This window comes from Micromonospora sp. CCTCC AA 2012012 (assembly GCF_040499845.1).
In the GTDB taxonomy this organism is placed as follows: domain Bacteria; phylum Actinomycetota; class Actinomycetes; order Mycobacteriales; family Micromonosporaceae; genus Micromonospora; species Micromonospora mangrovi.
In genome coordinates this window covers 3,241,179-3,262,702 of record NZ_CP159342.1, presented here as the reverse complement: position 1 = coordinate 3,262,702, position 21,524 = coordinate 3,241,179, and the positions used below count along the sequence as shown (strand labels likewise).

The 21,524-nt window shown below is 74.4% G+C and carries 17 protein-coding genes; 6 read left to right on the top strand and 11 right to left on the bottom strand.

Annotated elements, in window-relative coordinates; all coding sequences use genetic code 11:
* Positions 1-1,284, top strand: a complete 1,284-nt coding sequence (locus ABUL08_RS14140; protein WP_350938235.1) for a nucleotide sugar dehydrogenase — start codon at positions 1-3, stop codon at positions 1,282-1,284.
* A 206-nt stretch (positions 1,285-1,490) separates the two neighbouring features.
* The gene (locus ABUL08_RS14135; RefSeq protein WP_350938233.1) at positions 1,491-3,239 is read left to right on the top strand and encodes a CDP-glycerol glycerophosphotransferase family protein; all 1,749 of its coding nucleotides are present in this window, start codon (positions 1,491-1,493) and stop codon (positions 3,237-3,239) included.
* A 56-nt stretch (positions 3,240-3,295) separates the two neighbouring features.
* On the opposite strand, the gene ABUL08_RS14130 is transcribed toward ABUL08_RS14135, so the two are convergent.
* Positions 3,296-3,838, bottom strand: a complete 543-nt coding sequence (locus ABUL08_RS14130; RefSeq protein ID WP_350938231.1) for an acyltransferase — start codon at positions 3,836-3,838, stop codon at positions 3,296-3,298.
* Positions 3,839-3,997: 159 nt separating this feature from the next.
* Complete coding sequence (locus ABUL08_RS14125; RefSeq protein ID WP_350938229.1) at positions 3,998-4,336, bottom strand: DUF952 domain-containing protein; 339 nt, start codon at positions 4,334-4,336, stop codon at positions 3,998-4,000.
* A gap of 80 nt (positions 4,337-4,416) precedes the next feature.
* Between ABUL08_RS14125 and ABUL08_RS14120 the strand changes: the two genes are divergently transcribed.
* The 3 genes from ABUL08_RS14120 to ABUL08_RS14110 all read left to right on the top strand — a co-directional run bounded on the left by ABUL08_RS14120 (position 4,417) and on the right by ABUL08_RS14110 (position 6,947).
* Positions 4,417-4,728 (top strand): hypothetical protein, encoded by a 312-nt coding sequence (locus ABUL08_RS14120; protein WP_350938227.1) that lies wholly within the window; start codon positions 4,417-4,419, stop codon positions 4,726-4,728.
* A 110-nt stretch (positions 4,729-4,838) separates the two neighbouring features.
* Positions 4,839-5,495 carry a response regulator transcription factor gene (locus tag ABUL08_RS14115; protein ID WP_350938224.1) on the top strand — a complete coding sequence of 219 codons (657 nt, stop codon included), beginning with the start codon at positions 4,839-4,841 and terminating at the stop codon, positions 5,493-5,495.
* A 9-nt stretch (positions 5,496-5,504) separates the two neighbouring features.
* Positions 5,505-6,947 carry a sensor histidine kinase gene (locus ABUL08_RS14110; RefSeq protein ID WP_350938222.1) on the top strand — a complete coding sequence of 481 codons (1,443 nt, stop codon included), beginning with the start codon at positions 5,505-5,507 and terminating at the stop codon, positions 6,945-6,947.
* 2 nt (positions 6,948-6,949) lie between these two features.
* Here ABUL08_RS14110 and ABUL08_RS14105 read toward each other — a convergent pair whose 3' ends face one another.
* The 4 genes from ABUL08_RS14105 to ABUL08_RS14090 all read right to left on the bottom strand — a co-directional run bounded on the left by ABUL08_RS14105 (position 6,950) and on the right by ABUL08_RS14090 (position 11,196).
* The gene (locus ABUL08_RS14105) at positions 6,950-7,903 is read right to left on the bottom strand and encodes a TAXI family TRAP transporter solute-binding subunit (protein ID WP_350938220.1); all 954 of its coding nucleotides are present in this window, start codon (positions 7,901-7,903) and stop codon (positions 6,950-6,952) included.
* Between the two features lie 97 nt (positions 7,904-8,000).
* Positions 8,001-8,669 carry a hypothetical protein gene (locus ABUL08_RS14100; protein ID WP_350938218.1) on the bottom strand — a complete coding sequence of 223 codons (669 nt, stop codon included), beginning with the start codon at positions 8,667-8,669 and terminating at the stop codon, positions 8,001-8,003.
* Positions 8,670-8,765: 96 nt separating this feature from the next.
* Positions 8,766-9,563: a peroxide stress protein YaaA gene (gene yaaA, locus ABUL08_RS14095; protein WP_350938216.1), complete on the bottom strand. Its 798-nt coding sequence runs from the start codon at positions 9,561-9,563 to the stop codon at positions 8,766-8,768.
* A 22-nt stretch (positions 9,564-9,585) separates the two neighbouring features.
* Positions 9,586-11,196 carry an ArnT family glycosyltransferase gene (locus tag ABUL08_RS14090; RefSeq protein WP_458329395.1) on the bottom strand — a complete coding sequence of 537 codons (1,611 nt, stop codon included), beginning with the start codon at positions 11,194-11,196 and terminating at the stop codon, positions 9,586-9,588.
* Between the two features lie 119 nt (positions 11,197-11,315).
* Between ABUL08_RS14090 and ABUL08_RS14085 the strand changes: the two genes are divergently transcribed.
* The gene (locus tag ABUL08_RS14085) at positions 11,316-12,356 is read left to right on the top strand and encodes an App1 family protein (RefSeq protein WP_350938212.1); all 1,041 of its coding nucleotides are present in this window, start codon (positions 11,316-11,318) and stop codon (positions 12,354-12,356) included.
* Between the two features lie 580 nt (positions 12,357-12,936).
* On the opposite strand, the gene ABUL08_RS14080 is transcribed toward ABUL08_RS14085, so the two are convergent.
* The 5 genes from ABUL08_RS14080 to ABUL08_RS14060 all read right to left on the bottom strand — a co-directional run bounded on the left by ABUL08_RS14080 (position 12,937) and on the right by ABUL08_RS14060 (position 21,415).
* A complete protein-coding gene (locus tag ABUL08_RS14080) occupies positions 12,937-14,388 on the bottom strand; it encodes a hypothetical protein (protein ID WP_350938210.1) in 1,452 nt (483 codons plus the stop codon).
* A gap of 473 nt (positions 14,389-14,861) precedes the next feature.
* Positions 14,862-16,352, bottom strand: coding sequence for a M48 family metallopeptidase (locus tag ABUL08_RS14075; RefSeq protein ID WP_350938207.1), 1,491 nt, complete (start codon positions 16,350-16,352; stop codon positions 14,862-14,864).
* 77 nt (positions 16,353-16,429) lie between these two features.
* Positions 16,430-18,532: a 1,4-alpha-glucan branching protein GlgB gene (glgB, locus tag ABUL08_RS14070; RefSeq protein ID WP_350938205.1), complete on the bottom strand. Its 2,103-nt coding sequence runs from the start codon at positions 18,530-18,532 to the stop codon at positions 16,430-16,432.
* Positions 18,520-20,610 carry an alpha-1,4-glucan--maltose-1-phosphate maltosyltransferase gene (locus ABUL08_RS14065; RefSeq protein WP_350938203.1) on the bottom strand — a complete coding sequence of 697 codons (2,091 nt, stop codon included), beginning with the start codon at positions 20,608-20,610 and terminating at the stop codon, positions 18,520-18,522. Before ABUL08_RS14065 ends, glgB begins: the two co-directional genes overlap by 13 nt.
* Positions 20,611-20,686: 76 nt before the next feature.
* On the bottom strand, positions 20,687-21,415 hold the full coding sequence (locus ABUL08_RS14060; protein WP_350938201.1) for a class I SAM-dependent methyltransferase: 729 nt from the start codon (positions 21,413-21,415) through the stop codon (positions 20,687-20,689).
* Positions 21,416-21,524: the final 109 nt, after the last annotated feature.

The window sequence follows — 21,524 nt, the reverse complement described above, 5'->3', positions numbered from 1 at the left end:
ATGAACATCTGCGTCGTGGCGCTGGGCAAGATCGGTCTGCCGCTCGCCGTGCAGTTCGCCAGCAAGGGGCACCGGGTGATCGGTGCCGACGTCTCCGAGCGGGTGGTGCAGCTGGTCAACGACGGGGCCGTGCCGTTCCCCGGTGAAGCGGACCTGGACGTCAAGCTGAAGGAGGTGGTGGCCGCCGGGCTCTTCTCGGCCACCACCGACACGGCGGCCGCGGTCGCCGAGTCCGAGGCGGTCGTCGTGGTCGTCCCGCTCTTCGTGGACGCCGAGGGCGTGCCGGACTTCGGCTGGATGGACGACGCCACCCGCTCCATCGCCGCCGGTCTCCGGCCGGGCACCCTGGTCAGCTACGAGACCACCCTGCCGGTCGGCACCACCCGCAGCCGCTGGGCCCCGATGCTGGAGCAGGGCTCCGGGCTCACCGCCGGCACGGACTTCCACCTGGTCTTCAGCCCCGAGCGGGTGCTGACCGGCCGGGTCTTCGCCGACCTGCGCCGCTACCCGAAGCTGGTCGGCGGCATCGACGAGGCGTCCGCCGAGCACGGCGTGCGCTTCTACGAGGCGGTGCTGGACTTCGACGAGCGCCCCGACCTGAACCGCCCGAACGGCGTCTGGGACCTGGGTTCGGCCGAGGCGTCGGAGCTGGCGAAGCTCGCCGAGACCACCTACCGGGATGTCAACATCGGTCTGGCGAACCAGTTCGCCCGCTTCGCCGACACCGTGGGCGTCGACGTCACCAAGGTGATCGAGGCGTGCAACACCCAGCCGTACAGCCACATCCACTCGCCGGGCATCGCGGTCGGCGGGCACTGCATCCCGATCTACCCGCGGATGTACCTCTGGAACGACCCGGCCGCCACCGTCGTCCGGTCGGCCCGCGAGGCCAACGCCGCCATGCCGGACTACGCCGTCGACCTGCTCGCCGCCGCGTACGGCGACCTGACCGACGTCGGCGTGCTGGTGCTCGGCGCCGCCTACCGGGGCGGGGTGAAGGAGACCGCCTTCTCGGGCGTCTTCCCGACCGTCGAGGCGCTGCGCGCCCGGGGCGCGAAGCCGTACGTCTCCGACCCGATGTACAGCAACGAGGAGCTGGTCGCGCACGGTCTGCCCGGGTACGACGGCGAGCCGCTCGGCGCGGCCGTGATCCAGGCCGACCACGCCGAGTACCGCAACCTCTCCCCGGCCGACCTGCCGGGCGTGACGGTGCTGGTCGACGGTCGCCGGGTCACCGACCCGGCCCGCTGGGCCGGCGTCCGTCGGGTGGTCATCGGCGGCTGAGCACGTCGCCCGTCAGGGGGCCCCGGCCGGTCACGGTCGGGGCCCGCTGCGTTGCGCAGCCCCGCCGGCACCCATCGTGAGCAGCGTCGTTCTTCGTTCACCTGCCCGACACCCCGGCAATACTTGGGTCATCTGCCCCGTCTAGGGTCGCAGCTTGCCCGGTTTCGGACCCCCTCGACACCGGTGGGCAGACAGGGAGCGTGTCGTTGTTCAGCAGAGTACGAAGCCAGCAGGGTGTCGCCACGGTCGGCGTGGTGCTGCTCGGCTACGGGATCATGCTCCTGACCGGAGTCCTCGGTCAGGCGGTCCCGTTCGCGGTCGCCGCCGCCGTCGTCATCGCCGGTGAGCTGGCCCTCGCCACCCGGTACGCGGCCACCGCGGCACTGCTCCAGAAGGCCGGCCTCGGGCTGGTCTGGCGGCGCCTGCTGCGCGACCTCTCCGTCGTCTTGCTGGTCGTCAGCGCGGTCCGCCCGACGGTGGGCGCGATCATCGCGGTCCTGCTGCTGCCGGCCGCCCTCTGGACCGTCGCGGTCGGCACCACCGCCCTCGGCAAGGTCACCGACCGGCGCGCCACCACCCCGGCGTACACCCGCAACATCGACCTGGGCGCGCTGCGCCGCACGCCCGCGGCGCCGGCCTGGGCGCAGCGCCTCGCCGGCCTGCGGCTGCCGCTGCTCAACGTGCTGCTGGTGCCGGCGGCCGTGGTCGCCGTGCTGGTCGACCGGGCCACCCCGGTGGTGGTGACCGGGCTGGTCACCCTGGCCGCCGGGCTGGTCGTCGCGGCGGCGCTGGCGCTGGGCTGGTGGCGCGGGCGGGGCCGGACGCCGGGTGTGCTGCCCGTCGTGCACGACTGGCTGGCCCGGGAACGCCCGGAGGTGGCGCTCTACTTCGCCGGCCCGGCGAAGGACGTCTACCAGGCCAACATGTGGCTCGCCCCGGTCGAGGCGGCCGGCCGCCGCGCGGTGGTGCTGCTCCGGGAGGCCGAGGCGTTCCGCGAACTGGCCGACACCCGGCTGCCGGTGATCTGCGTACCGGCGGGCGTCGACTTCATGAACCTGGACCTGAGCCCGCTGCGGGTCGCGCTCTACGCGGCGAACGTCGGCGCGAACATCCACCTGCTGCGCGAGCCGGGCGTGAAGCACGTCTTCGTCGGGCACGGCGACAGCGACAAGCAGGCCAGCGTCAACCCCTACAGCAAGGTGTACGACGAGGTCTGGGTCGCCGGGCCGGCCGGTCGGGAGCGGTACGCCCGCGCCGACGTGGGCGTCCTCGACCGGGACATCGTGGAGATCGGCCGGCCGCAGCTCGCCGGGGTGCACACCTTCGGCGCGGAGCACGTCGAGCGCCCGTTCACCGTGCTCTACGCCCCCACCTGGGAGGGCTGGCTCGACGACGACCCGTACCACACCTCGCTGGTGCTGATGGGGGAGCGGATCGTGGGCGGGCTGCTGGCCGCCGGTGGCGTGCGGGTGGTCTACAAGCCGCACCCGTTGACCGGCACCCGGTCGAAGAAGGCCCGGGCGGTGCACGAGCGGATCGTCGCCCGGATCCGCGCCGCCGGTGGCGAGACCGACGCGCACTCGCTGGACGGCACCGCGCACCTGGTGGTGACCGGTCGTACGCCGGCGCTCTTCGACTGCTTCAACGCCACCGACCTGCTGGTCAGCGACGTCTCCAGCGTCGTGTCGGACTTCGTGCAGAGCCAGCGCCCGTACGTGGTGGCGAACCCGGCCGGCCTGCCGGAGGACGAGTTCCGCCGGCAGTTCCCGACCGCGCGGGCGGCGTACCTGCTCTCCGCGGACTGCGGGGAGCTGCCGAAGATCCTCGAGGTCACCCGGGCCGGCGACGACCCGATGACCGGGGCCCGGCGGGAGCTGAAGGAATACCTGCTCGGCCCGGCCGGGGCGAACCCGATGGACCGGTTCCGGGACGAGCTGGGCCGGCTCTGCCGCTGAGGGCGCGTACCTGCCGACGGGGGCGACGACCGGTGGTCGTCGCCCCCGCCGCGTGCTCAGCCCCGGTGCGGCGGGTTGTCGACGTCGCGGGAGACGACCTCGCCCTTCTCGTCGACCCAGCCCTTCGGCCGGGCCGGGTTCCCGGCCACCAGCTGGTACGGCTGGACGTCCTTCGTGACCACCGAACCGGCGGCGATCATGGCGTACTCGCCGACGGTGATGCCGCAGACCAGGGTGGCGTTGGCGCCGATCGAGGCGCCCCGGCGGACCAGGGTCGGGGTGATCGTCCAGTCCGGGTTCTGGGCGCGCGGGCGGAAGTCGTTGGTGAAGACCGCGCAGGGGCCGACGAAGACCTCGTCCTCGATGGTGACGCCCTGGTAGACGGAGACGTTGTTCTGGATCTTCACCAGGTCGCCGACGCTGACGCCCGCGTCGACGTACACGTTGCGCCCGATGACGCAGCCGGCGCCGATCCGGGCCGAGGACCGGACGTGGGCCAGGTGCCAGACCTTGGTGCCGTCGCCGACCTGGGCGCCGGACTCCACGTCGGCGGTCGGGTGGACGAAGACCGAGGGGGTCCGGTCGTTGGTGTCAGTCATCGTTCAACTCGCCTCGTCACGGGGCGCGCCGTCGCGCCGTCGGTGCCGTGCGGTGGACCGCGCCGGGTGCCGGCCGGTCCCCGCAGGGCTGGACCGCCCGCCGCCGGGCCGGCGGAGCCGGGACCGTCGCGCGCGGGCTCGGCGTAGCATAGCGACCCCTCAGGCCAGCAGCGCCGCCACCGCGTCGGCGGCCGGAGTGTCCGCCGGCAGCGCCTCCGCCGCCACCACGGCGGCGACCGGGAGTACGCCGTGCAGGTGCGGGAAGAGCGCGCCGTCCCGGGACGGCTCCCAGCGCAGCGTGTCGCCGAGGCGGTCCGGGTCGACGGTGAGCAGGGTCAGCCCGGCGACGCCGGCGAAGTGCCGGCGGGCCGTCTCGACCACCTGGTCCGGCCCGGAGAGGTGCAGGTAGCCGTCCTGGCGGTCCAGCGCGGTGCCGGCGAAGTGCCCGGCCGCCCGGGCCTGCTCCCACTCGTCGGTGGGGAGAATCTTGTAGATCACCGTCGCAGCGTAGGCGGAACCTGCCCGGTCGGACCCCGGACCCGGCATGCTCGGGTGGGAACCGGCCGTGGAGGGATGCCATGGAGAGCTACGCCGACGACTGGACCGACGGCCAGCGGGCCGTCTACGACGAGTGCCACCGGGCCGGCGGCGAGTGGGCGACCGACCCGGACACCCCCACCCAGGACGTCCAGCACGTGATCAATCTCGGCCAGGCGGACGACGACACCCTCGCCGACGCGGAGACCGACTACCCGCCCCTGGTCGACGCCGTCACGCAGGCGACCGGGGTGCCGGTGACCAGCGTGCCGGCCAGCCACGACGACCCCGGTTTCCGGGGCTTCGTCGACGGGGTGCGGGACGCCACCGCCGACGAGGTCTTCGGCCTCTGACCCGCCGGCCGGGTCGGCGGGTGCCCGGCTCTCCCGTTCCGCCGCCGCTTCTGCCACCATTCGTGGGCAGCGTCGAGTGGGCAGTGTCGAGTGGGAAGCGGGGAGCGCGGGTGCGGATCCTCCTGGTCGAGGACGACCGTCGGGTGGCCGCCGCCCTGTCGTCCGCGCTGACCCGTCGCGGCTACGAGGTGGAGCACGCCGCGACCGTCGCCGCCGCTCTGTCGGCCGCCCCCTGTGACCTGGTGCTGCTCGACCTCACCCTGCCCGACGGCGACGGCACCGACCTCTGCCGTGAGCTGCGCAGGCGCAGCAGCCAGCTCGGCATCATCGCGGTGACCGCCCGGGGCGAGGAACGCGACCGGGTGCTCGGCCTGCGGCTGGGCGCCGACGACTACGTGGTGAAGCCGTTCTCCATGGTGGAGCTCCAGGCCCGGATCGAGGCGGTGCTGCGGCGCGCGGCGCACACCCTGCCGGAGCGGAACCTGATCGAGGCGGGGCTGGTCCGGATCGACGTGGCCGGCCGGCTGGTGAGCGTGTCGGGGCGGGCCGTCACGCTGACCCGCAAGGAGTTCGACATCCTGCTGTCGCTGGCCCGGCAGCCGGGGGTGGCGGTGCCGCGCGACCGGATCCTGCTCGACGTCTGGGGCACCACCTGGGCGGACCGGCACACCGTCGAGGTGCACGTGGGGTCGCTGCGCGGCAAGCTCGGCGACCCGACCCTGGTGGAGACCGTCCGCGGGGTCGGCTACCGGCTGCGCGGCGAGTGAGGAGACCGGGTGCGTCGTCGGCTGGTGATCAGCTATCTGCTGCTGATGGTGTTGGTGCTCCTGGCGTTGGAGACGCCGTTGGCCGCCACCCTGACGTCCCGGGAGACCGACCGGGTCCGCGCCGACCGGCTCGCCGACGCCACCCGCTTCGCCTCGCTCGCCGGGCCGGCGCTGCGCGGCGGAGGGCCCGGCCCGCTCGCCGGTGAGCTGGGCGCCTACGACGACCTGTACGGCATCGGCGCCGCCGTGGTCGACCGGGACGGTCGTACGGTGGTCGCCTCCACCGGCTGGCGCCCGGGGCGGGGCACCGAGTCGGCGCTGGACACGGCGCTGGCCGGACAGCAGTTCAGCGGACCGGACTCGGTCTGGCCCTGGGTGGACGGTCCGCTGGTGGTGGCCGTACCGATCAACGACGGCGGCGAGGTGCTCGGGGCCGTGGTCACCGCCACCCCCGCCGACAAGGTCCGGCGGACCGTCACCGCCTGGTGGCTGCTGCTCGCCGTGATCGGGCTGATCGCCGTCTCGGCCTGCCTCTCCACCGCGTTCGCCCTGGCCGGCTGGGTGCTGCGGCCGGTCACCGAGCTGGACGCGGTGACCCACGAGATCGCCGAGGGCGACCGGGGAGCCCGGGTCCGGCCCCGGCTCGGCCCGCCCGAGCTGCGCCGGCTGGCGGCCAGCTTCAACAACATGGCCGACGTCGTCTCCGACGTGATGGACCGGCAACGCGCCTTCGTCGCGCACGCCAGCCACCAGCTGCGCAACCCGCTCACCGCGCTGCGGCTGCGGGTGGAGGAGCTGGGGCCCAGCCTCAGCGACGCGGACGGGCGCGCCGAGCACCAGCTGGCGCTGGAGGAGACCGACCGGCTGGCCAAGGTGCTCGACGCGCTGCTCACCCTGGCCCGGGCCGAACGGGAGGAGAACCAGCGGGTCACCGTGGACGCGGTCGCGGTGGCCGCCTCCCGGGTGGCCGCCTGGGAGCCGCTGGCCCGCCGCCGCGCGGTCACCCTCCGGCTGGTCGCCGACGACGCCCCCGCGTACGCCCGGACCGTGCCCACCGCCATCGACCAGGCCCTCGACGCGCTGATCGACAACGCGGTGAAGTTCAGCGGGGACACCGGCGAGGTGACGGTGACCGTACGCGCCGCCGACGGCGGGACGGCGCTGGCGGTCCGGGACACCGGCCCGGGCATGACCGCGAGCCAGCTCGACCAGGCCACCGAGCGGTTCTGGCGGGCACCGGAGGTGCAGAACGTCGACGGCGCCGGGCTGGGACTGACCATCGTCGCGGTGCTGGTGGACGCCTCGGACGGCCGGTTGACCATGCGCTCGCAGGAGCCCCGTGGCCTGGTCGCCGAACTCTGGTTCCCCACGCCCGACCCGGTCGTGTCCGGCGGACCGGCCGAGCTGCCCGGCCCACGGAAGCCGGCCGCCGCCCCGGCACCCGTGGACTGACGTCAGGGTTTCGTCGAGCGGTACCAGTCGGCCGCCCCCGGGTGCAGCGGCAGCGGGGTGGTGACGATCGCCGAGCGGGGACTCATCCGGCCGGCCGCCGGGTGCGCGGCGGCCAGCTCCGCCCGGCGGTCCATCAGCAGCCGGGTCACCTCGCGGACCAGTGGCTCGGGCAGGTCGGCGCGGACGATCAGGTAGTTCGGGTTCGCCACGGTGCTCACCGGTTCCAGCCCGTACACCGACCGGGGTACGTCCCGGGTCACGTAGACCTCCCCGTAGCGGCGGCGCAGCGGCTCGGTCCACTCGCCCAGGTCGACGATCCGGATCGCGGTGGCGGCGACCAGCTCGTCGACGCCGCGCACCGGCAGGCCGCCGGAGAAGAAGAACGCGTCGATCCGGCCGGCGCGCAGCGCCGCGACCGAGTCGTCCAACCCGAGGTGTTCCTGCACGACCCGGTCGCCGTCGAGGCGGGCCACGGTCAGCAGCCGGGTGGCGGTGACCTCGGTGCCGGAGCCCTCCGCGCCCACCGAGACGCGCCGGCCGCGCAGGTCGGCCAGCGTACGCACCGGGCCGCCCGCGACGGTGACCAGGTGCAGCAGGTCGTCGTAGACGCGGGCCACGGCGAGCACGCCGGGGTGCTCCGGGGGCGTGGCCGGCAGCACGTCGGCCTGGGTGAACCCCAGTTCCGCCTGGCCGGAGCCGACCAGCCGGACGTTCTGCGCCGACGCGGCGGTGACCACCACGCTGGCGCGTACCCCGGGCAGCTCCCGGTTGAGGATCGTCGCCAGCGACTGCCCGAAGGCGTGGTAGACGGCGGTCGGGCTGCCGGTGGCGATCCGGATCTGCACCGGCTCGTGCTGCTCGTCCCGGCACCCGCCGAGCGCGGCCACCAGCAGCATCAGCAGCGCCACCGGGCCGGCGGCCCGGCGCCGGCCGCGGGGAGACCAGCCACGACTCACGGGCTGCACTGTGCGCCGTGCGGGGCCCGCCGCGCAAGCCACCGGACGGCGGAGCCCGCCGGCCCGTTCGGCGCACCGTTCGGCGCGCCGGGGCGGCTCAGCAGGCCGGGGCGGGGGCGAGGGTGGCGCTGTCGAGGATCCGGTCCCGGTGCGGACCGTTGGCGACGCTCACCACGTAACAGCCCGCGCCGGGCTGGAGCACGGTGGGGACGTCGAGCAGGGCCGCGCCGCGGACCAGCACCGCGGCCAGCTCCCGGTCGGCGAGCCGGATGCCGAGGATGTGCCGGCGGACGTGCCGCCCGCCGCCCAGCAGCGCGGCCCGCCAGGCCGCGGCGGCGAGCCGGGGCCGCCACACCCGGCGGGCGGTGGACGCGCCGGGCACCGGCCCGCCCAGCAGCTCCCGGCGGCCCTGCCGCCACCCGGTCTCCAGCAGCGTCGCGTACGTCGCCCGGTGCTCCCGGGGCACGTGCAGCCGGTGCAGCTCGAAGCGGCGGCGCAGCCCACCGGTCGTCGTCTCGTGCGCCACCGGCACGTCCAGCCGGGCGAGCAGCTGCCGCATCCGCTGCGCCGCGTCCTCCCGGTTGAACTCGGCGATCCCACCCCGGTACGTGCCGCCGGTCGGCCAGCGGGCGTCCGTGGGCGGGGGCGGGGTGCAGCGCACCAGGCAGGCCACCTCGAAGGCGTCGGCCAGGGTCAGCCAGTCCAGCGGGGGCGGGGCGGGCGACGGGCGGGTCCGGTCGAGCAGGGGGGTGGTGTCGAGGGCCATCGGACCGCTCCTCCTCGGCTACGGGGTCCCCCTAACCGTGGCCCGTACGCCGGTGCGAGGAAACCGCTGCGCGCCAGCCTTGAGCAAAATTTGCGCCTACAGCTCGGTCACCACGACGTCGAGCTGGCGGGGCCGGCCGGCCGCCGTCGGCTGCTCCTCCACCCGGTACTTCAGGTCCCGCAACGCGCCGACCAGCGCGTTCGCGCTGCGTGGCCGGACTCCGGAGGTGAGCAGGTCACGCACCAGCCGGCCCTTGGTCGCCTTGTTGAAGTGGCTGACCACCGACCGGGTGGGCACCCCGTCGACGTCCCGCTCGTGCAGCACCCGGACGGTCACCGTGCGCCCGGCCAGCTCCCCGCGCGGCGCCCAGGTCGCCGCGTACGCGCCGGAGCGCAGGTCCAGCACCGGGCCGCTGCCGGCCGCCGCCGCCATCGCCGGGCCCAGCGCCCGCCGCCAGTACGCCGACACCGCCCCCACCCCGGGCAGCCGTGCCCCGACCGGGCAGCGGTAGGGCGGGATGCGGTCGGTGAGGCGTACCGCGCCCCAGAGGCCGGAGGAGATCAGCACCGAGCGGCGGGCCAGCCGCTCCGCCGCGGGCGGCAGCGAGGCCAGGTCGAGCGCCTCGTAGAGCACCCCGGTGTAGATCCGCCCGGCCGGCGCGGTGGCCGCCTCCCGCAGCCGCGCGTTGCGCCGCAGCTCGCCGCGCTGCCCCTCGCTCAACCCCAGCGCCGCCAGGGCGGCGTCGGCGTCCGGGCCGGTGCTGAGCGCCACCAGCGCGGAGAGCACCTCGTCCCGGGCCGGGTTCAGCTCCGGCAGCGAGAGCCGGTTCAGGTCGAGGCGACGGCCGGTGCCGGCGTCGGCCTTCCCCTCGGAGGGCGGCAGCAGGATGAGCACCCGGAGAGCGTACGGCCCGGGCTCAGCGCCACGGCCGCACGGGCGTCTCCGGGTGGTACACGCGATAGCCGCTCACCTCGGTCACCACGGCGGCGTCGGCCCGGTCACCGAGCAGCCGCCGCAGGCCCCGTTCCGCCGACGACCCGACCGCCAGCACGTACCCCGGCCGCTGCGCCCGCGCCACCCGCCGCCAGTACGCCGGATAGCGGTTCTGCCCGGGGGTGAGGTTGCCGTCGAGCACCCCGCAGACCACCGCCTCCCCGGTGTTGAAGATCAGCCGGTGGCAGGTCCAGTAGTCGGTGTAGACCTCCCGCAGGCCGGCCCGACGCACCGCGGCGGCCAGCTCCCGGGCCCGCCCCTCCTCGGCGCGCAGCGAGCCGGCGGAGGCCACGAAGGCCCCGGTCACCACCAGCGCGGTGGCGGTCAGCGCGGCCAGCACCGCCGTCCCCAGCACCCCGACCAGCCGCCCCGCCGCGCCCGCCGCGCCCGGCCCGGCCCGCCGGGCCGCCGACCACAGCGGCCAGAGCACCGCCGGCAGGGAGATCTGGAGCACCGACAGGTAGCGGGAGTTGCCCAGCGGGTCGGTCGCGGCGAGCGGACTGCGGACGTACGCCAGCAGGGTCAGGCCCGCGCCGGCGACCAGGGCGAGTTGCGCGACGGCCCGAACCCGGCCGGCGCCGTCGACGGCCCGCCGGTACGCGACCAGCCCGAGCGCGGCGGCCACCGCCAGCAGCAGCGGGTAGAGCAGGCCGAACCACTGCTGCCACCGGGCGCAGCCGTCCATCGGGCAGAGCCCGGTGGCCAGCGGCACCCCCTCCAGCAGCCCGCCACGCACCCGCTGCGACCAGGCCGGCGTCGCGCCCGCCCGGGTGCTGATCTCACGGAACACCGAGAGCGAGTCCTGCCCCGCCGGGGCCACCAGGTTGTCCTTGATCATCGGTGCGACGCCGACCAGGAACCCGGCCACCAGCAGCACCCCCGCCCACCCCACCAGCTCCCGGGGCGCCGCCCAGACCAGCACCACCCCGGCCACCGCCAGATAGGGCACGATCAGCCAGTCCGACCAGAGCGCCATCCCGGCGAGCAGCCCGAACAGGCCGGTCGCCAGGAAGCGGTGCCCGATCCGCCGCTCCGCCAGCCCCACCGCGATGAGCAGCATCGCCACCACCGCCGGCTTCACCTCCGGCCGGCCCCCCACCACGGTGAGCTGGTCCCGCACCACCCGCTCCGAGCCCAGCGCCAGCAGCCCCACCACGAAGGCGGCGAACCAGGGGGAGAAGAGCCGGCGGGTCAGCCGGTAGGTCAGCCAGACGAAGAGCGCGTACAGCGCCAGCAGCGGCAGCCGCAGCACCGGCCAGCTCGGCCCGGCCAGGCCGACCAGCGGGGCCGCGAGATAGGACTCCAACATCCCCATGTAACGCTGGCCGTACAGGAAGACCGGCCGCTCCCCACCGGCGGCGATGTGCAGCGCGGCCAGCCCGAACGTCGCCTCGTCGCTGTTCGAGGTGGGCAGCGTGAACAGCGTCAGGACCAGCCGGTAACCCACCCCGGCCAGCCCGAGCAGCAGCGCCACGAGCGCCGGCCGGTCACACCTCGGCCACCGTCGCGCCGTACGCCGCACTGGTGTCGCCACGACCAACGCCCCCGTCGTCGCCTGCGACCGCAGTCTGTCACGGTGCCGGCGGGCGGCGCGGTCGATCGGCGCAGCCCACTCGCGTGGCCGGGCACGGCCGGGTGTGGCAGGGTTGCAGCGTGCCACCGACACCCGCCGGAGAACTCGCCGTACCGCAGCTGCACCGGGCCGCGCGCATCGAGGACGCCGTCCACGCCCTGGTGGAACGGCGGCTGCGGCGCACCGGTTGGCAGCCCAACATCATCGCGTACGCCGGCTACGGCGGCCCCGGCTGGGCGCGGGTGCTCTGCCGGGTGCTGCTCGGCCGGCCGGACACCCGACAGCAGGGCCGGCTGGACAAGGTGCGCGGCTGGCGCAGCTTCGCCACCCTGCCCGCCAAGCACGTCACCGTCACCATCGAGGCCGGCGGCGTACGCCACGAGGCCACCGCCGACCGCAGCGGCTTCGTCGACACCGTCATCGAGGCCGACTTCGCCCCCGGCTGGGGCTCCGTACGCCTCAGCGTCCCCGACGCCGAACCGGTCGAGGCCCTCGTCCGCATCCTCGACCCGAACGTCCGCTTCGGCATCCTCTCCGACATCGACGACACGGTCATGGTCACCGCGCTGCCCCGACCGATGCTCGCCGCGTGGAACACCTTCGTCCTCGACGAGCACGCCCGCAACGCCGTACCCGGCATGGCCGTGCTCTACGAACGCCTGGTCACCGCGCACCCCGGCGCACCCGTCTTCTACCTCTCCACCGGCGCGTGGAACGTCGCGCCGACGCTGACCCGCTTCCTGTCCCGGCACCTCTACCCGGCCGGGCCGCTGCTGCTGACCGACTGGGGCCCGACCGCCGACCGCTGGTTCCGCAGCGGCCGGGAACACAAGCGGGCCACCCTGGCCCGGCTGGCCCGGGAGTTCCCCGACGTACGGTGGCTGCTGATCGGCGACGACGGGCAGCACGACCCGGAGATCTACCGCGAGTTCACCGCCGCCCACCCGGACAACGTGGCCGGCGTGGCGATCCGGCGGCTCTCCCCGACCCAGGCGGTGCTGGCCGGTAGCCTCCCCGCGCCCGCCGGGCGGCCCTCCTCCGGGCCGGTGGGGCAGAAGTGGCTCTCCGCGCCGGATGGCGCCGGCCTGTGGAAGCTCATGCGCGACGCCGGCCTCGTCTGACCCACCCCACACCGGTCCCACCCCCTCGCGCGCGTCCCCTGCGTGCCCTCCCCGCCTGTCCTGTGGCGCTCCCCGCGCACGCCGTGCGCCTTCCCCGCCTGCCCTGTGCGCCCCCCGCGTCCTGTGCGCGCCCTCTCCGCCTGTCCTGTCCACCCCCCGGCGCGGTGCCGTGCGCCCCTCCTTGCGTCGCACGCCACCCCGCGTGCTCACCCCCGCGCGAGAGCGCCAAGATCCGCACAGTTTCCCGGAAAGAGGCCCCTTCTCCGGGTGGGAAGCCACTCTTTCCCGGAAACTGCGCGGATCTTGGGAGTGGGCTGGGGCCGTCGTCGGTGGTGTGCCTCGGGTCAGTGGACCTGCGCGTCTTGGAGCGCCCCCGGGCGCCTGTGCGCGCCCTCCGCGCACCCTCTCCGCCTGTCCTGTGCGCCCCCACCCCGCGTGCTCACCTCCGCGCGAGAGCGCCAAGATCCGCACAGTTTCCCGGAAAGAGGCCCCTCCTCGGGGCGGGAAGCCACTCTTTCCCAGAAACTGCGCGGATCTTGGTCAGCGAAGGCTCGGTCCTTCGTCGGTGGTGTGCGTCGGGTCAGTCGGTGGGGGAATTGTTGACGGTGCCGGAGCCGATCATGCCGCCGTCGTTCTCGCCGGCCGTGCCGTCGGCCCCCGTGCCGTCAGCTGCGGTGCCGTTCGCGCCCATGTCGGTGGGTGCGCTGCCGCGGCCCGTGGCGCTCTGGTCGGCGCTGGTGTCGCCGGTGCCTCCCGGCTGGTTGCCGGCCCCGGCCTGGTCGGCGGGAGCGGGGCCGCAGCCAGGAACACTCGGGTCGGCAACCATGTCGACCGAACCCGACTCGTCGACGACGGCTCCGCCGCTCCCGGCACCGGCCTCGTCGTTTGCGGCGCCCTGGCCGATGCTCCCGTCCTGAGCGCTCCGACCATTACCCTGCCCGTTGCCGTTGCCGTTGCCGTTGCCCTGGCCCTGTGCGTTGCCCTGGCCCTGTGCGTTGCCTTGGGCCTGTGCGTTGCCGTCGGCCGGCCCGGCGCCTTGGTTTTGCGCGTCCCGACCCTGCGCGTTGCCCTGGTTCTGCGCGTTGCTCTGGCCCTGGCCCTGGGCGGCCTGGTTGCGGGCCGCCTGACGGGCGGCGCGGACCTGCTGGGCGATGGCGCGTAGCTGCTGGATGCGGGCCCGGATCTGCCGGATCCGATTGGCGATCCGACCACCGGCATTGCCTGCCTGCTGCCCGCCTGCCGCCTGCTGGCCGCTCCCACCGCCCACCTGCTGGGCATTGTCGGCTGCCTGCTCTCCACCGACCTGCGCGTCGTCGCGACCCTGCCGCCCGTCGGCCCCGGCGGCACCCTGCTGCCCCGCCGCGCCCTGCTGCCCGTCGGCACCCTGCTGCCCTGCTCCGCCCTGTTGCCCGGCTGCCTGTTGCCCATCGGCACCCTGCTGCCCGTCGGCACCCTGCTGCCCCGCTCCGCCCTGTTGCCCGGCTGCCTGTTGGCCGGCGGCGCCCTGCTGGCCGGCGGCGGCCGCCCGGGCTGCCCTGGCCGCCTGGACGATGCCGGCTATCTGTCCGATCAACCCACCGACGGCGTTGATGATCCCGGCCGCCTTGCCGGCCCCGCCTGCCGCCGCGGCTGCACCGCCGGCCCCGCCTGCCGCCCCGGCCCGGCCCTGCGCCGCCCCGGCTGCCGCCGCCCCCTGCGCGATGCCACGGAGATCGCCGAAGATGCCACCCAGCCGTTTCACCCGGACCTCGGTCGCCTGAGGATCGACCAGTTGCCCGGACCGCTCACCGGTCATCTGCTCGGTGACCGCCCACGCCAGGTCGAGCTGGGTGGTCATCGCGGCCTCCCACGGGACGCTGGGGCAGACCGCCCCGGCGACGTCCACCGTGCCGGCGCAGCCGGCCGCCATCCGGCGCTGCTGGATCAGGTCGACCACCGCCTGCCGGTTGGCGATGCGGGCCGCCGAGTTGGCGTCCGGGGTGCGCCGCTGGTCCGCGATGAAGGTGAGGTTGTTGCGCAGGGCGCTGTCCAACCCCTGACAGTTCTCCGCCGCCTGGCCCGTCCCGGTCGCCACCGCGAAGGCCGTACCTGCGGTCACCGCGAGCGCGACTCCGCCCGCGATCTTCCGGTTCCGGGACGAGCCCACCGACCCGCGCCTGCTGGTTGTGCCCCTGCTCCACGCCATCGAAGCTCCTCCGCCTCGTCCGTCACGGGTGTCCGGCATCCGGGAAGCGGTACGGGGCGGCACCCGGCTCCGTTCACCCGGAACGCCCAGGCCACCGACATGTCGACGTTGCGTGCATCAATGCGCCCGCCTCGGTCACTCTCCGTGTATGGCGAAGCCCGTCGGCCGGTCGATGGACACCGGTTCGGCGGCGGGGCGGCGCCCAGCGGGCAGCGATGCCGCCATGCCGGCGACATTGCGGCGCCGGCAGGGCCGGCGAGGTGGCGGCGCCGGCAGGGCCGGCGAGGTGGCGGTGTCCGGAGCGCGGGGACGGGGGTCGGTCAGTGGGGCAGGGCCGGTACGGGGCGGGTGGCCGAGGTACGGATGCCCAGCCCGGTGAGGAGGTCCCGGGCGGCCGGCACGGTCTCCGGGTCGGCGGCCAGGTCGACCAGCTCGGCCAGGGGCAGGGGCGTCCCGTCGGTGGTGAGCAGCTCGGGGGTGGCGGCCCCGGAGTCCTGCCAGCGCGCCGCCGCCGAGTCGACCGCCGCCACCTCGACGGCGCGCTCGAAGGCCACGGTCAGCGCGCTCAGGGCGTCCTCGTCCTCGGCGTCCGGGGCGAGCGCCTCGGCCAGCTCGGCGTAGCGGTCGGCGGCGAAGAGGTCGAGCAGCAGACCCAGGTCGGCGTCGGCCCGGCCGGTCAGTCGGGCCGCCGCCTGATAGAGCGGGTGGGCCAGGTCCCGGGCGGTCCGGTCGGCGAGCAGCGGAGCGAGTTCCTCCCACGGCAGCAGCTGGATCCCGGCGTGGTCGAAGAGGACCCGCTGGAGCTCCCGGCCCGTCGCGTCGAGGTCGGGGAGCAGGGCGGTGGCGGGACGGGGGTCGGCGACGACCGGCACGTCGCGTACGAAGCGCAGGGCGGCGATCCGCTCGCCGATCGGCGGGTGGGACTCCCACCAGGCCGGCTCGGCCGGGGCCACCTCCACGCTGCGCAGCCGCACCTCCTCGCGGTACGCGGCCAGGTACCTCGCGAACCCGCCGAACAGGTCCTCCGGCAGATGTCCACCGTCGTACGCCGGGGTGATCCGGTGTTCCCGGTACTCGGCCCAGCCGGTGGCCACCACCCGCAGCTCGCGCAGCGCGTCGACCATCGCGGACCGGCCGGCGGCGGCGACGGCGTACCGGTCGGCGTCGTACTCCAGCTGCCGGCTGACGGCCTGCTCGACGGCGACGTGGAGCCGGGCGTACCCGGTGAGGAATCCGCGCAGGACGGCGACGGTGGTGTGCCGGGCTGTCTCCACCACCAGCATCCGGCCGTGGTGGGCCAGCCGGACGGTGGCGCCGTGCCGGCGGGAGAAGTGGCCCGACTCGTGGGCGAGGACCGCCCGCAGCTGATCCACGGTGTACGCCAGCAGCAACGGCAGTCCGACGGTCACCGTGCGCCGGCCGGGGATCAGCCCGAAGAGTCGGGCGTCGTCGGTCACGGTGACGTCGGCCTCGCCGACCAGCCGGATCTCGTCGGGGGCGCGGGTGTCGACCTGCGTGGCGAGGTCCCGCACGATCCGCCACAGCTCCGGTGCCCGTTCCGGGGTGAGCCGGACCCCCGGCGGCAGGGGCGGGCGGACCAGCAGCACCCGACCCAGGACGTACACCAGGGTGAAGAGCAGCGCGAACGCCGAGCCGAAGAGCAACCCGCGCACGGCGACGCCGCCGAAGATGTCCAGGGCGCTTCCCCAGCCGAACCCGAGTGCGCCGAGCGCCACGACCAGCCCGCCCGTGAGGACGTAGAAACCGACGAGCAGTGCGACGGACAGCAGCGCCCGCAGTGAGGTCCGCACGTTCTTCCTCCCCCGTAGGGCGAGGAGATTATCGACGGGAAGGTGGCGCCACAAGATCCTTTCGGTTCGGTTCCGCCTCAGTCGCGGCGGAGCCAGAGGACGCCGAGCGGTGGAACCCGCAGCGGCGCGGACGCCACCAGGCCGTGCCACGGCACGTCCTGAGCGTGCACCGCGCCCAGGTTCCCCACCCCCGAACCGCCGTAGTGCTGCGCGTCGGTGTTGATCACCTCGGTCCAGGTGCCGCCGGCCGGCAGCCCGACCCGGTAGTCCTCCAGCGGCTGGGCGGAGAAGTTCGCCACGCAGACCAGCGTCGCCCCGTCCGGGGCGATCCGGACGAACGACGCGGCGTTGTTGGCGACGTCGTCCCCGGCGATCCAGCGGAACCCGGCCGGCTCGGTGTCCTGCGCCCAGAGCGCCGGGGTCTGCCGGTAGACGGCGTTGAGGTCACCGACCAGGCGCTGCACCCCGGCCCGGGCCGGGTCGTGCAGCAGGTACCAGTCGAGGCCGCGTTCCTCGCTCCACTCCCGGTCGTCGGCCAGCTCGCAGCCCATGAAGAGCAGCTGCTTGCCCGGGTGCGCCCACATGTACGCCAGCAGCGCGCGGACGTTCGCCAGCCGCTGCCAGGTGTCGCCGGGCATCTTCCCGGCCAGCGAGCCCTTGCCGTGCACCACCTCGTCGTGGCTGATCGGCAGCACGTAGTTCTCGCTCCAGGCGTACGCCAGGGAGAAGGTGAGCTGATGGTGGTGGTGCTGCCGGTAGATCGGGTCCTTCGAGGCGTAGAGCAGGGTGTCGTGCATCCAGCCCATGTTCCACTTGAACCCGAAGCCCAGCCCGCCGTCGGCGGTGGGGCGGGTGACGCCGGGCCACGCGGTGGACTCCTCGGCGATCATCGTCACCCCGGGGTGGTGTCGGTAGGCCGTCGCGTTGACCTCCTGGAGCAGGGCGATGGCCTCCAGGTTCTCCCGGCCGCCGTGCACGTTGGGCAGCCACTGCCCCTCCTGGCGGGAGTAGTCCAGATAGAGCATCGAGGCGACCGCGTCGACCCGCAGCCCGTCGACGTGGAACTCCTCCAGCCAGTAGAGGGCGTTCGCGACGAGGAAGTTGCGCACCTCGCGGCGACCGAAGTCGAAGACGTACGTGCCCCAGTCGGGGTGCTCGCCGCGGCGCGGGTCGGGGTGCTCGTAGAGCGGGGTGCCGTCGAAGCGGGCCAGCGCCCACTCGTCCTTGGGGAAGTGCGCGGGCACCCAGTCCAGGATGACGCCGATCCCGGCCCGGTGCAGGGTGTCCACCAGGTGGCGGAAGTCGTCCGGGTCGCCGAAGCGGGAGGTGGGGGAGTAGTAGCCGGTGACCTGGTAGCCCCAGGAGCCGCCGAACGGGTGCTCCATGACGGGCAGCAACTCCACGTGCGTGAAGCCCAGTCCGGTCACGTATTCGGTGAGCTGCTCGGCCAGATCCCGATAGCTCAGGCCGGGCCGCCACGAGCCGAGGTGCACCTCGTAGACGCTCATCGGCTCCTGGTGCGGCTGGCGCCTCGCCCGCTGCTGGAGCCAGGCCGCGTCCTGCCACTCGTACGTCGAGTGGTGCACCACCGAGGCGGTGGCCGGCGGCACCTCCGCGTACGCCGCCATGGGGTCGGCCTTGTCCCGCCACCGCCCGTCGGCCCCGAGGATGCGGTACTTGTAGCGGGCCCCGGCGTGCGCGCCCGGGACGAAGATCTCCCAGACGCCGCTGGACCCGAGGCAGCGCATCGGCCAGCCGTCGTCCGGGCCCCAGCCGGTGAAGTCGCCGACCACCCGGACGCCGCGCGCGTTGGGCGCCCAGACGGTGAAGGCGACCCCCTCGTCGAAGACCCGCGCGCCGAGCGCCTCCCAGAGCCGCTCGTGCCGCCCCTCGCCGATCAGGTGCAGGTCCAGGTCGCCGAGGGTGGGCGGGTAGCGGTACGGGTCGTCGTGCGTCGTCCCGTCCACCTCGACCCGGTAGTCGAGCACCTCACCCGGCACGGTCGCCTCGAAGACGCCCACGTCGTGCACCCGCTTCATCGGGTGCCGTTCGCCGTCGACCACGGCGGCCACGTCGCCGGCGCCCCGGCGCAGGGTGCGCAGCGTGGTGCGCCCGTCGGCCGGGTGCGCGCCGAGCACCCCGTGCGGGTCGTGCGTCTCGCCGGCGATCAGCTGGTCCATCGGGCGTCGTCCTTCGCGGCCGGTGCGGTCGGGGCGGTGCCGCCGGAGAGGTCGGCGGGTACGTCTGTGACGGTCAGGTCGGGCCCGGCGGCGGGCTCGGGAGCGTGCGGGACACCCGGCCGGCGCACCGTGAACACGTGCGCGGGTTGCAGGTACGGGTCGAGCCGGACCGCGTTGCGCTGGCCCCAGTCGTAGCTGGTCCCGGTCAGCTCGTCGTGGACGGTGAAACGGTCGTGCCAGTCGAAGCCGAGCGCCGGCATGTCCAGGGTGGTGTTGCCCCACTGCACGGTCTGCGGGTCGAACGAGCAGATCACGATGACCGTGTTGCCGCTGGCCGGGTCGTACTTGGACCAGCAGAGCAGCGCCGGGTTGTCGATGTCGTGGAAGACCAGGTTGCGCAGCCGGTGCAGGGCCGGGTTGTCCCGCCGGACCCGGTTCAGGGTGGTGATGAAGGGGGCGAGGGAGCGGCCGTGGGCCTGCGCACCGGCCCAGTCCCGGGGGCGCAGCTCGTACTTCTCGTTGTCGAGGTATTCCTCGGCGCCGGGGCGGGCCACGTGCTCGAAGAGTTCGTAGCCGGCGTACATGCCCCAGGAGGGGGAGAGCAGCGCGGCCAGCACCGCCCGGATCTTGAACATCGGCGGGCCGCCGTGCTGGAGCGACTCGTGCAGGATGTCCGGCGTGTTGGGCCAGAAGTTGGGCCGCATCCAGTCGACCGAGGCGACCAGCTCCTCGCAGTACTCCCGTATCTCGGCGGCCGTCGTGCGCCAGGTGAAATAGGTGTACGACTGGGTGAAGCCGATCTTGCCCAGCCCGTGCATGATCGCCGGCCGGGTGAACGCCTCGGCGAGGAAGAGCACATCCGGGTCGACCTTCTTGACCTCGGCGATCAGCCAGTGCCAGAAGTCGAACGGCTTGGTGTGCGGGTTGTCCACCCGGAAGATCCGGATGCCCTCGCCGACCCAGTGCAGCACCACCCGCAGCACCTCGGCGCGGATGCCCGCCGGGTCGTTGTCGAAGTTCAGCGGATAGATGTCCTGATATTTCTTCGGCGGGTTCTCCGCGTACGCGATGCTGCCGTCGGCGCGGGTGGTGAACCACTCCGGGTGCGCGGTCACCCACGGGTGGTCGGGGGCGCACTGCAACGCCAGGTCCAGCGCCACCTCGAGGCCCTGCGCCTGCGCGGCGGCGACGAAGGCCCGGAAGTCCTCCGGCGTACCCAGGTCGGGGTGGATGGCGTCGTGGCCGCCCTCGGCGGCGCCGATCGCCCACGGCGAGCCCACGTCGTCGGGCCCGGCGGTGAGCGAGTTGTTGCGGCCCTTGCGGTTGACCCGCCCGATCGGGTGGATCGGCGGCAGGTAGAGCACGTCGAAGCCCATCGCCGCGACGCCCGGGAGGCGGTCGACGGCGGTGCGGAAGGTGCCGGAGCGGGCGGGGGCGTCGGCGGTGGCCGGGACCGCGCCCTCGGAGCGGGGGAAGAACTCGTACCAGGCGGAGAAGAGCGCCCGGGGGCGGTCCACCCAGAGCCGGTGCGCCTCGCCGGTGGTGACCAGCTCCCGCACCGGGTGGTCCCAGAGCAGGACGGCCAGGTCGAGGGCCGGGGCGACCCGGCGCGGCAGCGGCAGCTTGGTGTTGCGCAGCGCCTTCGCCGCCGCCCGCACCCGGATGCGGTCGCCGGCCGGGACCAGCTCGAGCGCCGCGTCCAGCACCCGGGCGCCCTCGGCCAGGTCGTTGGCCAGCTCCGCCGGGCCCTGGCCGGCGGCGATCTTCTTGGTCACCGCGTTCTGCCAGGTCAGATAGGGATCCTGGAAGGCCTCGACGGTGAACACCCAGTCGCCGACGGCGTCCGGCGTGATGGTGGCGTGCCAGCGGTCCTGCCCGGGCTCGCCGGGCCGCATCCGGGTGAACGGACGGGCCACGCCGTCCGGGCCGAGCCAGACCACGTTGCAGCCGAGCGCGTCGTGCCCCTCGCGGTAGGCCCGCGCGGAGACCGGCACGACCTCGCCCACCACCGCCTTGGCGGGGTAGCGACCGCAGGCGACCACGGGGGAGACGTCTTCGATCGGGAACCGTCCGCTCACACCGCCAACCTACTGTGCGAGATCGCCTCGCGCTCGGCCGAGGCGGTGACGAACTTGATCCGGGCCACCGGCCGGGTCAGCCCGCCCGCTGCGCGACGAAGACGAACTCCCGGCCGGGGCGGTCCGGCGCTTGGCGTACGTCGAGGACCCGGTAGCCGGCGGCGGTGAGGCCGGATTCGACCTCGTCCCGCTCGCGGAACCGCAGCGTCGAGTCCGACGTGAGGACCGTCCCGTCAGCCGGGAACCGGAACGTGTAGCGGAACGAGACGAGGGGCAGGCTGACGTCGGTGACCGTCAGGTGTCGTTCCACCGCTCCGACGCCCGGCACCTGCCGGATGGTCGGGCCGCTCTCCGTCGCCCACTCCTGCCAGGCGCGACGCTCGGGGCGTCGGGTCTCGAAGACGAGGTGGCCGTGCGGCCGGAGGGCGGCGTGGACGCCGCGGAGGGTCCGCGCCCAGCCGTCGTCGGTGAGGAAGACCTGCGCCACGTTGCCGGTCATCGTCGCCAGGTCGACGTCGAGCGCCGGCAGCGTGGTGGCGTCGCCGTGCAGCCAGCGGATCCCGTCCGGCTGCTCCTTGGCCCGGGCCACGTCGAGGGAGGCGGCGGCCGGGTCGACGCCGACCACCCGGTGCCCGTGCCGGGCGAACAGGATCGCCAGCTCGCCGGTGCCGCACCCGACGTCGAGCACTCTCCGCGCGGACAGTTCGCCGGCGATCGCCAGGTAGGCGCCCAGGTCGTCGCGCTCCCCGTCGAACGCGTCGTAGACCCGCGCCAGCCGCGGATCACCGAAGATCGCATCCACCACCCGCCCACCGTACCGCCGGGCCGGCTGGGCAGTCCCCTCATGATCGTCTGCACTCCACGGTCACGACACGCCCGACCGAAGTGCCGCCATCATCAGACGATCTTCGTCA